Genomic DNA, 13,304 nt, shown 5'->3' with positions numbered 1-13,304 from the left:
CCCAAGCATATTGGGTTAAATGCACTACATGGTTTCTTCGTAGTGACAGTGATACTAGGGTAAAATCTTCATTCAGAGATTGAGACTGAATTTTGGCAATAAACTTTGTTTTTCCAGTCACAGCAAACCAAAATTACTATATGCTAAATGCTTAATGTGTTAACTGTATTGATAGGAAGATTTTAGGCTAGAAACTGAGAAAAATTTGTGCTGGATATTAAGCAAATACGGGAAAATCCGCAATTAGTTCAAGAACGATTGAATAGTCGTAGTGGTAAATACGACATTGAACCGATTTTACAGCTAGATCGGCAACAACGGGAACTAGAGGGGACGCGTAGTCAACTCCAAGCTCGGAGCAACGAAATCGGTAAAATTGTCGGGCAAAAGATTAAATCTGGGATTAATCCTCAAGACCCAGAAATTCAAGCTTTGCGCGATGAAGGTAACTCTGTCAAAGCGACGTTGAGCGAACTGGAACCCCAGGAAAAAGACCTCAAAGCTCAAATTGCTCAACTTGTGTTGGCGCTTCCCAATTTACCAAGCGACTCTACACCCCTTGGTAAGAATGAAGAAGATAACGTAGAAGTACGCCGTTGGGGTGATGAGTACATTCCCCAAAATCCGAATATTCTCCCTCACTGGGAAATAGGCGAAAAGCTAGGTATTCTCAATGTTGAACGGGCTGTAAAAGTAGCTCAAAGTCGGTTTGTGGCTTTGGTGGGTGCTGGTGCAGCATTGGAGAGGGCATTAATTCAATTTATGCTGACTCTCCATACTCAAGCTGGATATGTGGAAGTCAGTCCGCCTCTGTTAGTTAATACCGAATCTTTGACGGCGACCGGTCAGTTACCCAAGTTTGCGGAAGAAAGCTTTAAATGCGCTGATGATGATTTGTGGTTGATTCCGACTGCGGAAGTTCCGGTTACAAATCTCTACCGGGATGAAATTCTCGCTGCTGAAGATTTACCTATCTATCACTGCGCTTTTACTCCCTGTTTTCGCCGCGAAGCTGGTAGCTATGGGCGCGACATGCGGGGATTAATTCGCCTGCATCAGTTCAACAAGGTGGAAATGGTGAAATTTGTCGAACCAAGTACGTCTTTTGATGAATTGGAAAAATTGGTGGGGAATGCAGAAGCAATTTTACAGGCGTTGCGGTTGCCTTATCGAGTCGTAAATTTAAGTACTGGAGATTTGGGATTTGCCTCTACCAAAACTTATGATTTAGAGGTTTGGTTGCCCTCTTCTGGCAAATACCGCGAAATTTCTAGCTGTTCCAATACTATAGATTTCCAGGCACGACGGGCTGATATTCGCTTCAAGGAGGCGGGGAAGAAAGGAACTCAGTTCGTACATACCCTGAATGGTTCGGGTTTGGCTGTGGGACGAACTATGGCTGCAATTTTGGAGAATTATCAACAACCTGATGGGACAGTGAGTATACCAGAAGTCCTGCAACCTTATTTGGGACGTGAAGTATTGTGATTTGTGATTGGTCATTGGTCATTGGTCATTGGTCATTGGTCATTTGTCATTGGTCATTTGTCATTTGACCAATAGTAGAGAAGACGCGAAGTGCATTAGGTGTAGGTTGGGTGGAGCGGAGCGCAACCCAACACATATCAGGATGTTGGGTTACGCAAAGCCTCCACCCAACCTACAATTTTTTTTGCAACATTTTAGCCTTGCTAACGGAACTGTTTTGCCCCATGCCCCATGCCCAATAACCATTACCCAATTAGAATGAAGATAACTATAGCTTAATATTTTCACTAATTTACTCTATGTCAGTTTTAGCAGCGATCGCAGTCTTGGCTGTTTTAATCTTGGTACACGAGTTGGGACATTTTGTTGCAGCCCGTTCTCAAGGCATTCTCGTTAACCGTTTTTCTTTGGGTTTTGGCCCAGTTCTTTTGAAGTACCAAGGTTCACAAACCGAATATGCTGTCCGCGCCTTTCCCTTGGGTGGCTTTGTGGGCTTTCCCGATGATGACCCCGACAGCGATGTTCCACCCAATGACCCAAATCTGCTGCGTAACCGTCCAATTTTAGACCGGGCGATCGTCATCAGTGCCGGAGTGATTGCAAATTTAATATTTGCCTATTTGGTGTTGGCTCTACAATTGGGTATTGTTGGCATTCCCAAGGAATTAAACTATCAAGCTGGTGTCATTGTCCAGCCTGTTAATCAAGAATCTGTTGCCTATCAAGCAGGGATTCGGGAAGGAGATATTATTCTGGCTGTTAACGGTCAAGAACTCCCGGCTTCTGACAAATCAACTCCTTTGCTGACCAAAGAAATTCAAACTCATCCCAATCAGCAAATCGAACTGAAAATTCAGCGTGAAAACCAACAAAAATCCATAAAATTAACACCAAAACTGGGAGCCGATGGCAAAGGTGTAGTTGGGGTGGCGCTCAGTCCAAATGCGACAGCAGTTTATCGCCGTCCTAATAGTCCTTTTGAAATTTTTGGTCTTGCTGCTAACAGGTTTCAACAATTATTTGTTGGTACACTGAGCGGTTTTGGACAGTTAATTACCAACTTTCAAGAAACTGCTGGACAAGTTTCAGGGCCAGTTAATATTGTCAAAATTGGTGCAAAATTAGCTGAAGACAATAGCGCAAATCTGTTATCTTTTGCGGCAATTATCAGCATTAACTTGGCTATTATCAACATTTTGCCTTTACCCGCGTTGGATGGCGGACAACTGGCTTTTCTGCTGATTGAAGGTTTGCGCGGTAAGCCCGTTCCGGCTCGGATTCAAGAAGGGGTAATGCAAACTGGCTTGGTGCTACTCTTAGGGTTAGGAATTTTTCTGATCGTCAAAGAAACTACTCAATTAACTAGCCAATTGGAGTGGGTACAAAAATTATTCCAGTGAGCGTTACCCGCAAATCTTTATCTAAAAAGCAACGGGCGATAGAAATTTTAACTCGTCTGAAGCGTCTTTATCCAGATGCTACTTGCTCTTTGAACTACTCAACGCCAGTGCAATTGTTAGTGGCAACTATTCTCTCCGCTCAATGTACTGATGAGCGGGTGAATAAAGTTACACCAGCTTTATTTGATAGATTTCCTGATGCCGCGAGTTTAGCGATCGCTGACTTGGTAGAATTAGAAAGTTTGGTGCGTTCAACTGGGTTTTATCACAATAAAGCCAAGAACATTCAAGCCGCTTGTCGGATGATTGTTACCGAATTTGATTCTGTTGTCCCAAACCAAATGGAACAGTTGTTAAAGCTTCCTGGTGTGGCGCGGAAGACAGCCAATGTAGTCTTGGGTCATGGTTATGGCATTAATGCTGGCGTGACAGTAGATACTCACGTCAAGCGCCTGTGCCAACGTTTGGGTTTAACTGAAGCAAAAGACCCCGTTCGGATTGAGCAAGATTTAATGGGTTTATTGCCGCAACCTGATTGGGAAAATTGGTCAATTCGGCTGATTTATCACGGTCGCGCTATTTGTAAAGCCCGCTCTCCCGTTTGTGTTGCGTGTGAGCTTGCTGATTTATGTCCTGCTGCTAATAAGCCAGTGGTTGTAGGTTAAGCGACATAAGTAACCCCAGAATTGATGGAGAGACTGTAGAATGGAAAACGGTGTCTTTAAATAATTTAGAGAATATATGGCAAAAAAGAGCATGATTGAGCGCGAGAAAAAGCGCACCAGATTGATAGAAAAGTATGCTGACAAGCGCGAAGCCCTTCTGGAAGAGTTCAGAAGTGCAGCATCTCCTTTGGATAAACTGGAAATCCATCGGAAGATTCAACAGCTACCCCGCAATAGTGCGCCCACCCGCCACCGGAATCGTTGCTGGCTGACTGGTCGTTCTAGAGGAGTTTACCGCGATTTTGGACTCTCTCGGAACGTGCTACGAGAATGGGCGCATGAAGGTCTATTACCTGGAGTTGTTAAGTCTAGCTGGTAGTCATTGGTCATTGGTCATTGGTCATTGGTCATTAGTCATTGGTAAAAAACAAATGACAAAGGACAAATGACAAATGACAAAATATTATTGACCACAACACTTATCAATTCCCAGACTTTCTAAGAGTAGATCGCTGACGGCGTTAGCGATCGCAAACTCTCCATAAAAGCTATTAGAAAAATCATAGGACTGCATCTCTGTGACAATAGCAATTACCAGAGAACCAAGGTCGTTTTCTCCTTCCATCCGTTGACGCACAAAAATCTGTGCGGCTCGTTGGGCAATATTTTGGTTTACTGCTTCGGGGATAAATTCTGTATCTAACCACCGTTGTAAGCGCTCTTGTAACCATTGACCTTCGAGGACAGGGTTTTCAGGTGGTGGTAGGGTGATGGGTGGAATTGGTTGAGTCATTTTTTTTAAACGCAGAGGAACGCGGAGGGAAACGCAGAGGAACGCTGAGGTTGAGTGATAGCATCAAATTGCGTTTCTAAGAGTGTTTTTTTATATTTATTTATGCAATATGATATCGCCGCTATTGTTGATGGTTATGCACAAGGCTATTTTCTCATGGCTGATGAGCGCGATCGCCTGAATTGGTACGGAAGTCGCGATCGGACTTTTATTCCTTTGGATGAACGGTTTCACTACCCCAAGTCTTTGCAGCGTGTCTTGAATCAAGAGCGTTTTAGTGTGGCGATTAATCGGGATTTCCAAGCTGTGGTAGCTGGGTGTGCTAACCGCGAAACAACTTGGATTTCACCGGAGTTACAAAAGATTTACTGGCAACTTTACCAGAGTGGTTATGCTTTTAGTTTTGAAACTTGGCAAGGTGACGAATTAGCTGGGGGAATTTTAGGAATTGTGATTGGTGGTGCTTTCATTGGCGAGTCAATGTTTTACCGCATTCCCGAAGGTTCAAAGGTGGCGATGGTAAAGTTGGTAGAAAGGTTGCGCCAAAGGGAATTTGTATTTTTCGATGCCCAAATGATGAATCCGCATTTGGAGAGGTTTGGGGCTTATCGGGTTGAGGATGAAGAATATCAAGGTCTACTTAAGCAAGCGTTGCAACGTGCTTGTAATTTAGTATAAATAATGACAATATTCTTAATATTGAAGAAGTGATTTGATTGATGGTTTCCATTGTTATCAAACATGGATGGTTCCATCAGATTCTTGGGAAATCTGCCCAGAATGGTGGGTTTGTTTTTCTTGCGCTATTGGGTGACTTGGGTAGCGAACTAGAAATCATCTCATATCGGAGGGTTGGAGAAGATCCAATGTTTCCTCTTTCAGACTACATTGAGGGACAACCTCCAAGTATTTTACAGAGATGCGAGGATCTATTTGGAGAATCAGTTAATGCAGTGTGGGTACGGGCTAGAATTCCAGCCGTATTTGGTTCTAATATTTTGATCGGCTTGTCTGTTCCAGACTACAAGTATGGACTCATAGAGCAAATGTTCATGGCTTGTGAGCTAGGCTCAAATGGAGACTGGACAGCATATCCATTCATCTGTGAAGATTACAACCTTCGCGCTGGACTGCGTTTTTATCCAGATGCTTCATTAACTGAGATTTATGAACGTATTGCCAAGGCGTTTTGGGAACTATTGCTTCTTGAACCTAAAAGTGTTTGTGCATTCCGTGATGGCTACCTACACTATAACGAGATGGATGACGAGGAATGGTATAATGTGGTATTTAAGCATGGTCTATTCAGCATTGAAATAATAGACTCTACCTTATTTTAACAATTAATTAGCAGCACCAAAAGTTATTTATTCTTTAGCTCTAATTTAATTGAATTGCACAATCAATTGTGGGACAATTACATCACTGCGATATAGACTTGAGGCTATGATTTTTGATTGACATAAAACGTGATTCATCTAGATACTAATACCGCAGTTGTATTCATTGCTAAGGGTTGTCCTGTTCGCTCTTATAGTAACTACGAGCTTTCGTCAACAAGCAACAAGTGGTCATAGCAAGTGATAGACTAAACAACAAAAAATTACCATACCATATATAGTTTAATATTTGTATCATTCTAGAGATAGTAGAAATAACAATTTTACAAAGTTATTATTCAGCCTGTTAATGCCTGAAAAACGTGTATGTACCCTGGAATAATACCCAGGGTTTTTTTCATAAAAACTTAGATAAGTAGAGAAAGGTTAAGGACAAAAAAGACGATAGCCAACATCTTCTAGTAATCTTTCAACAGGAGCCACTAGCGTATCTATCAGCTTTTAGAAATAATTTGCATACATCTTCTCGAAAGATGAACTGAGTCAACTTAATTCTAAATCAATTACATCTGGTCTACACACTATACCTGCGATCGCCTATTTTTTAAGATATAACGAGTTTGAAAATACACCCTAGTACCAAATGCCCAATATTGATTTCACCCAAAAGTTGCAAGGTTTAATGCAACGGGTAGATATTTCTAGTTTTAAAGCGCTCAGTCGTGCTGCTGGTGTCTCAGAACGTCAAATTTTGCGGTTACGACAAGGAAAACTAGAGCAGATGCGGGTAGAAGTACTGCTTAAGCTTTCCTTAATATTACAGATGCCATTGAGTGAATTAGTCGTAACTTTTTCAACCGGAGAGTTAATACAGGATAAAACAGCCTCGATTCAGGAATTATTGCAAGAAATTGCAGATTTAAAAAAAGAGTACGAGCGATCGCAACTTCAACTAGAACAGCAGCGAGAGATATTAGTACAAGAATTCCAGCAGTCAACTTTACAATTGCTAGAGTCTTTGTTACTGCAATGGCCAACAGCAGCACAGAAAGCGCAGGAGAATCCACAGCTAGCAGCAGTGAAAATAGTCCCGTTGGTGCAGAAACCCCTAGAAAAACTTTTACAAGCGTGGGGAGTAGAAGCGATCGCACCTGTGGGAGCAGAATTACCTTACGATCCCCAACTGCACCAGTTAATGGAGGGAACTTCACAATCTGGAGAAACAGTCAAGGTGCGCTACACTGGCTACCTTCAAGGTGAGAAGCTGCTTCACAGGGCCAAAGTTAGTCCTGTTTGAAAGAGTTAGGAGTCAGGAGTTATAAATTTATAACTCTTTACTTTTTGTGTTGGATGTTGAGAAATTATAAATATTGGGAATACTAGAGTAGCTGAGGCGATCGCCTCAGAGAACTTTCTGGTAGAGCCTTAGTGTATTGAGATGGTAGTCCAGAGGAAATTCTTTCAATTATGTAAGTAATTGGACATAAATAAAAAAATATTTGCGAAATAATCTGAAAAGCAGTAACTTCAGGTTGTAGATCAGTATATCAATGAGATATAGGTAAGTCGGCTTTAAAAAATAAATCTATGTAAAGAGACTAAAATCATCGAACAGCTTAATAATCGGTTATCCTAACCTTTTTGCAAATCTAAATATACATATTTTTTTCGTGCTGACTTACTTAATTTTTTATTTAAAATGGGATTTTTACTACTAGAAAAACTATATTTAATCAAGCTAAATATTTTTTTTCATTATATAAAAAAGATATCAAATTATTTATAATTATTCTTTATCCATCCAGATTAGTTGTCAATACTTACTCTATCTTGAATCTGATTTTTTATTTTACAAGCATTTTTAAATGTTCTATGATGGGTATATAATAGCGAAATCAGACAATCATTTACAAAAATCAACGTGACATAATTATGAGAGAACAAGTAAAAGTTATTAAGCTCAACGGTAATTTAAACGCCACAACTTCGCAAGAATTTAGACAAAACATCACTGATGTTTTAGAAGGTGGTGCAAGGATTGTGTTAGTTGATTTTAAAGATGTAACATTTATGGATAGTTCCGGTTTGGGAGCTTTAGTATTAGCTTTTAAAACCTTGCGAGCGGCAGATACTAAGCTTGTTCTTTGCTCAATTAACGAGCAAGTTAGAATATTATTTGAACTGACTAACATGGATAAAGTATTTGAAATTTTTCCTAACCAAGACGCATTTAATCAGGTTTTAGTCTCCAATACGTAATTAATCAAACTTAAGTTGCAAAATAGATAAATCATCATCAAAAGCATCTTTGGAGTTCAAAGCGATTAAATAACTCAGTATCCGATCGAGTTGGCAATCAACGGGATGTTGTAAGCTGACAAGTAACTGAATAAAAGCGTCTAAACTCCAAAGAGTGCCATCTGATTTAGTGATTTCATAAGCGCCATCACTAAAAATGTAAAGACTACTAAATTCTTCAATATTGCAAAATTCATCAACATATTTTGCTTCTGGAAACATCCCAACTGGCATACCGGGGGTTTTCAAGAGTTTAACTTCAGATTTTCTGGGCGATGCACCAGTTACTAAAACTGCTGGTGGATGGCCAGCACTAGCATAAACTAAATGACGGTTAATTCGGTTGTAAACTCCGTACCAAATCGTAAAGTATTTGTCATTTTGATAATTCATCTGAAAAGTATCATTCAAAGCCTTCAATACATCGCTAGGTTGATAGTAATTCAGACTTTTGAGCGCACGAGAACGCAGTAGATTCAGCACTGAAACTGAGGGAAGAGTCGCTTTAAGTCCATGTCCGGCAGTATCGAGTAAGTAAATTGCCAGATAATCATCATCAAGCCAATAGTAATCGAAACAGTCGCCGCCAAGTTGTCGCGAGGGAATGAATCGGAAATTTATATTGAAGGGTTCAGTCATCGAAAGAGGCAGCAGCGATCGCACATATTCTGCTGCTTCTGACATTTCTGATTCTAAAAGTAACTTTTGAGCTTGCAAATCTCTACTCAATTGATGGAGGCGTAATCCTGCTCTTACCCGTGCTTGTAATTCATTATGCTCGATAGGTTTGGAAATAAAATCATCAGCACCAGCATCTAGACCTTTGACGCAATCGGCAACAGAATCTAAGGATGTTAATAAAATAAAGAATGTGGTGAAAAATTTGGGATCTTCTTTAATCCGGTGACAGACTTCCAAACCTGTCAATCCTGGCATGATCCAATCACAAATAATTAGTGCTGGACGGCAAGCTAGCGCTTTTTCTATTCCTTCCTCGCCACTACTAGCAGTAACTACTTCATAACCCTGTTTTTCTAACATCCTTTTTAGGAGGATTTTTATAGAATAATCATCATCGATTACTAGTATTTGAAACATATAAAATTGTATTGAACACTCATTAATAGTTTTCTAAATAGCAAATAAAAATATATTTTGGCAATGAGTTAGTAATCTCAATAAAAATATCTTACTAACTCACTTATATTTTCCCGTCCAATTCATGACTTAATTAATGTCATAAAATATTATGGCGGTGCAAGAGGATTTACCCACAAGAGAATGGAACTTTTTAGCTGATTCAAGTCGCGGTATGCTTCTTGCTTGAACCATTGCCCTAATGCGTCAAAGGGGGTGAAAGATGTTCCAGTTTGCCATTTAATGTCTTGACCTAGAGGTGTTGTGTGATTTCCTGGTAAGGTTTGTGCTGTCACCATTTCATCAAAACGTTCTTGTAAGATTTTGGTTAAAGCTGCTGATTGATCGATGGTGTCATTACTAAATTTTATTAATAAATTACGCCGAATATTGTAACGCTCTTGGACAAGCTTGTTGGTTTCCAAGGGTGAGGGGGTAAACTCGATTGCAAAAGTAGAATTGAACTGTTCTACTAGGGGGATAGCTTCTTTAGCGGCGTAGTTGTTGAAGGATATTAAAATATTGCCTGCACGTTCTACTTTAAAAAGGCTACCAATCAGCAAGTGAAGTTTACAGCCCATACTGTGTCCAAGACCATAGATGGGGAAGTAAAGCTTGCGTAATGCCCCAGAGTCATGTAAGCGTTCGAGGGTGCGGTCAAAGTTTAACAGCACAGATTTGGCGATCGCAGTATGATCCAATGTATTGACGAAAGGCGTAGCAATTACAACATAGCCTTTACTTGCCAGTTGTTCGAGTAACCAGCGATAAGTGATGTGCGGTGCAGTGGCGACAAATGCACCTCCTAAAAAATGGATGATGCCTATGGGATTTCGGGGAATGATTACCCAATTCCCTCTGATTTCTTTCCAGTCCATGCCGATAAGCGATCGCTTGAGGAATATTCTTTATGTTAGACCGGGGATCGCAACCGTGGGAAGGATTAGTGAAAAAGCCATTCAGGATGTCTAGCATGTAGGTTGGAACCGAACCCATCCAACAGCGTCTTATGGACTTATATTCACTTATTTATGCACGTTGCCCTGAGTATTGGTTTTAACCCTGAGTCTGTAATCTTTTCATCTCGTCTTGTACATCTAATGCAATCTGTAACGCTTCATTGAGTAACCTTCCATGCTCAGTAGCCTGTTCATTTACTTGCATAGCTGTTAAAGTTGCTAAATTATTGACGAATAGTTCTGTATTACTAAGGATAAAACTCTTATTTTCTCTCAAAATCCTTTCTGTCTTCAAAGCGCGAACTAAATCGGCTTTGGTGAGCTGAAGCGCTGCAAGAACACTCTCTCTTTCCTTTATAAGCACTTCTGGATTACCAGCTTCTTCTATTTGATCGTTGATATCTATTGCTCTAATAACAGTATTATATCTTTCAACATCATTTAACAGAATTCGCAGAGAACTTGTCATGTTGAGTTTGACAATTTTACTTCTACTTCTCCATACTAAATATAAGATAGTTTGCGTCAGACCGCCAACCCAAACACCTAAGATAATTAGTAATATCCAGGATGGAATTTCTATCCATGATACAAATATTTTTAGAAATATATCAAATAAAAGATAGCTAAAAACAAATGTAGCAAACCCAATAAAAATTACAGTTGCGCCTTCCGAGCTTTGAATTTTTTGGATGTATACTTTCGCTAACTTTTGAAGAGCATTTGTAATGATTAAAAGTCGATCGTTAACAGGTAAATTAGTTAGTTTTTGCAGTTCATCCTGACTAATTTCCAAGCCCTGTAAATCATCCCGCACAGCTTTTTAATCCTTGCCAGAATAGTTATTTAATCTAATATAGCAATCAAATTTCTGGAATGCTGGCTTTTTGTCTAAACTTGTTTAAGCCAGTTAATATTTCCAGCCAATGCCAAGATTTTTTGTACAATATTATACTTTCCAAATAGAACTTTTGAAACATTGGCAGCAGAGAAGCAGTGTTATTAATATTTAGATACTTATAGCAATCCTTAATCAAACGCACAAGATCCCCGACTTCTTTAAGAAGTCGGGGATCTGTGGGTTGCAACTCTTATAAATCAAATAGAATTGCTATATGAGTGATTAAGTAGTTGTTTATATTGCATCCCACTTCTTACATTAACTTTTCTTTGGAGAAGATTATTTTTGTTTTGAAACACTACGCTGAGGATTTAAAAATGGAGGAATGGGACAGTCTAGAGTCATGGCGATCGCTCTGAGCAAATCTGCTTCTGACTGTGTAACTTTATTGTCTAATAGTACCGTATGAGCGCAGGCATCTACAATAGCTTGCTTGAGTTTGGGACTAGCAAGGCGGAGGCGTTCAATACTTTTCTTAAGTTCAGTGAAATTACAGGTTGGTGGCGTATCTGGTTTTTCTTGTTCTCCAGCTTTAGGAAGTCGAAAAACTCCAGAACGAAAAGCATAGGCGATGTCCTTGGTATAGGCATCGGGCTGAGAGTGTCCAACGCGGGCAATTACAGATAGTACTAACAGACAATCTGGCCAAATCTGTTCTATGGAGGTAAATTCTACTGTTGTAGTAGATGTAGGATTTATACTAGGTTGGAGACGATGCCACAGTATTAACTGCAACACAAAATACCACAGTGATAAACTTCCAGTGGCTACAACTAAACCGTGGACGCATTTACACAACCTTTGGCATTCTTTGGCAGAATTTTGGCGCAATACAGGTACTGCCAAATCCACAAGTGGCAAGCGAATTTTAGGATCTAACTGGCTAATTTCGCTACTCAATTCCAAGGTTTTATCTACCAACTCAGGCGGCTGCACCTCGCGTAACCAAGCAATTTGACGTTGTTGGATCTCGATATTTTCAGAATCTAATGCTAGGGCAAAAGCGATCGCCATTGCACTTTCCCGTTCTCGCATGCCCAAGCGCAGAGATTCTGGTAACTGCGATAACAGCCCTTGAGCATGGGCAAAATGTTCTGGTGTAACGCTTCTCACCTGGTTTACAATCTGTTCTGGCATGGCACTGGAACCACCAGTAAAGCCCATTGTTAGAGATTCCTGGGAGGGTGAACGTATTTGATTGCGAGATGGCACTGCTGCCAAATTGCTGACATTCAAACCCCCAACGCGGCGGATACGTTCTGTTAGGGGTGGGTGGGTAGAAAACATATTTTCCCAGAAAGAGGGGTTGAGGGCATTGCCAAAAAACATGTGGCTAGCGGCTTCTGCTGCGGGCGAAATCAAGCGTGAATCCATCTGTTGGAGTTTTTGAAAGACTCCGGTAAGTCCGTTGGGGTTGCGAGTAAACTGTACAGCCGAAGCATCGGCGAGAAATTCCCGTTGGCGAGAGACGGCGGCTTTAATCAAGCGTCCACAGAGTAATCCGATACCGCCAATTGCCATCAGTGCTAAACCAAAAGCCCACAGGGGCAAACCCTTGTCTTCTTTTCCTAAACGGAAATCACCGCGAATTCGCCATAGCAATTCCCCGGTTAAGTAAATAAACAAAATCCCATGCAAGAGTCCCACTAAACGCAAATTTAGCCGCATATCTCCATTAAGAATGTGACTGAATTCGTGGCCAATGACTCCTTCTAGCTCATCTCGGCTCAAGTGTTGCAAAGTTCCACGGGTGACTCCAATTACAGCATCATTGGGGGTAAATCCGGCAGCAAAGGCATTAATGCTGGTTTCTCTTTCAAGGAGATAAACTTGTGGGACAGAAATACCAGAAGCGATCGCCATTTCCTCGACAATATTTAATAGTTGTCGCCCTTCTTCATCTGCCATATCTGGGATTAGGAGTCTTCCACCCAACTGTTGGGCAATTACGCTTCCACCCTCACGGAGACAGGCAATTTTATATAAGCTTCCCACTGCGATCGCAATTATGGTAATCCCAGCCACGGAGATAAATAACCCTGGATGCCACCAAACACGGGGAGCCATGCGGAACAGAAATAAAGCGGCAATGTAAATCGCCATAATCATAACTGCGATCGACAGAGAAAATAAGCCAATTAATTGTTGCGTGTTTTGGCGTGCCCGATCCTGATGTTCAAAGAAATTCATAGATATCTAAATACTGTAATGCAAGAATTACTAGAAAAGTGGGATTGTAAACTGGTAGAATTTAGTGGTGAAGATGATCGCGTACACCTACTTTTTCAGTATCACCCAGATGTTGAATTAAGCAAATTAGTGA

13 protein-coding genes and 1 pseudogene are annotated in these 13,304 nt (G+C 40.6%); 9 read left to right on the top strand and 5 right to left on the bottom strand.

Annotated elements, in window-relative coordinates; genetic code table 11:
- Positions 1 to 207: 207 nt before the first annotated feature.
- From serS to rpsN, 4 genes are all read left to right on the top strand, one after another.
- Positions 208 to 1,488 (top strand): serine--tRNA ligase, encoded by a 1,281-nt coding sequence (gene serS, locus CDG79_RS27020; protein ID WP_094344863.1) that lies wholly within the window; start codon positions 208 to 210, stop codon positions 1,486 to 1,488.
- Between the two features lie 299 nt (positions 1,489 to 1,787).
- Complete coding sequence (gene rseP / locus CDG79_RS27015; RefSeq protein ID WP_094344862.1) at positions 1,788 to 2,888, top strand: RIP metalloprotease RseP; 1,101 nt, start codon at positions 1,788 to 1,790, stop codon at positions 2,886 to 2,888.
- Positions 2,864 to 3,553, top strand: a complete 690-nt coding sequence (gene nth, locus CDG79_RS27010; RefSeq protein WP_094344861.1) for an endonuclease III — start codon at positions 2,864 to 2,866, stop codon at positions 3,551 to 3,553. The genes rseP and nth overlap by 25 nt, the downstream gene beginning before the upstream one ends.
- Before the next feature lie 76 nt (positions 3,554 to 3,629).
- On the top strand, positions 3,630 to 3,932 hold the full coding sequence (rpsN, locus tag CDG79_RS27005) for a 30S ribosomal protein S14 (RefSeq protein WP_012410383.1): 303 nt from the start codon (positions 3,630 to 3,632) through the stop codon (positions 3,930 to 3,932).
- 84 nt (positions 3,933 to 4,016) lie between these two features.
- On the opposite strand, the gene CDG79_RS27000 is transcribed toward rpsN, so the two are convergent.
- Positions 4,017 to 4,346 (bottom strand): hypothetical protein, encoded by a 330-nt coding sequence (locus CDG79_RS27000; RefSeq protein ID WP_094344860.1) that lies wholly within the window; start codon positions 4,344 to 4,346, stop codon positions 4,017 to 4,019.
- Between the two features lie 102 nt (positions 4,347 to 4,448).
- On the opposite strand from CDG79_RS27000, the gene aat reads away from it, so the two are divergent.
- From aat to CDG79_RS26980, 4 genes are all read left to right on the top strand, one after another.
- Positions 4,449 to 5,024 carry a leucyl/phenylalanyl-tRNA--protein transferase gene (aat, locus tag CDG79_RS26995; RefSeq protein WP_094344859.1) on the top strand — a complete coding sequence of 192 codons (576 nt, stop codon included), beginning with the start codon at positions 4,449 to 4,451 and terminating at the stop codon, positions 5,022 to 5,024.
- 41 nt (positions 5,025 to 5,065) lie between these two features.
- On the top strand, positions 5,066 to 5,686 hold the full coding sequence (locus tag CDG79_RS26990) for a hypothetical protein (RefSeq protein ID WP_094344858.1): 621 nt from the start codon (positions 5,066 to 5,068) through the stop codon (positions 5,684 to 5,686).
- A 643-nt stretch (positions 5,687 to 6,329) separates the two neighbouring features.
- On the top strand, positions 6,330 to 6,983 hold the full coding sequence (gene grpE / locus CDG79_RS26985) for a nucleotide exchange factor GrpE (protein ID WP_094344857.1): 654 nt from the start codon (positions 6,330 to 6,332) through the stop codon (positions 6,981 to 6,983).
- A 635-nt stretch (positions 6,984 to 7,618) separates the two neighbouring features.
- Entirely contained in the window at positions 7,619 to 7,945 is a 327-nt protein-coding gene (locus CDG79_RS26980; RefSeq protein WP_094344856.1) for an STAS domain-containing protein, read from the top strand.
- Here the strand turns inward: CDG79_RS26980 and CDG79_RS26975 are convergent, their stop codons facing one another.
- From CDG79_RS26975 to CDG79_RS26955, 4 genes are all read right to left on the bottom strand, one after another.
- On the bottom strand, positions 7,946 to 9,082 hold the full coding sequence (locus tag CDG79_RS26975) for a SpoIIE family protein phosphatase (protein ID WP_094344855.1): 1,137 nt from the start codon (positions 9,080 to 9,082) through the stop codon (positions 7,946 to 7,948).
- A 149-nt stretch (positions 9,083 to 9,231) separates the two neighbouring features.
- Positions 9,232 to 9,999 carry a DUF1350 family protein gene (locus CDG79_RS26970; RefSeq protein WP_094328981.1) on the bottom strand — a complete coding sequence of 256 codons (768 nt, stop codon included), beginning with the start codon at positions 9,997 to 9,999 and terminating at the stop codon, positions 9,232 to 9,234.
- A gap of 178 nt (positions 10,000 to 10,177) precedes the next feature.
- Positions 10,178 to 10,897: a hypothetical protein gene (locus CDG79_RS26965; RefSeq protein WP_094344854.1), complete on the bottom strand. Its 720-nt coding sequence runs from the start codon at positions 10,895 to 10,897 to the stop codon at positions 10,178 to 10,180.
- A 363-nt stretch (positions 10,898 to 11,260) separates the two neighbouring features.
- Positions 11,261 to 13,171 carry a M48 family metallopeptidase gene (locus CDG79_RS26955; RefSeq protein ID WP_094344852.1) on the bottom strand — a complete coding sequence of 637 codons (1,911 nt, stop codon included), beginning with the start codon at positions 13,169 to 13,171 and terminating at the stop codon, positions 11,261 to 11,263.
- Positions 13,172 to 13,192: 21 nt separating this feature from the next.
- Between CDG79_RS26955 and CDG79_RS26950 the strand changes: the two are divergent.
- A pseudogene (locus tag CDG79_RS26950) lies at positions 13,193 to 13,304 on the top strand (transposase); the annotation flags it as partial.

It is taken from the genome of Nostoc sp. 'Peltigera membranacea cyanobiont' 232 (assembly GCF_002245985.1).
GTDB lineage: Bacteria > Cyanobacteriota > Cyanobacteriia > Cyanobacteriales > Nostocaceae > Nostoc.
This window is presented reverse-complemented; position numbering and strand designations above follow the sequence as displayed.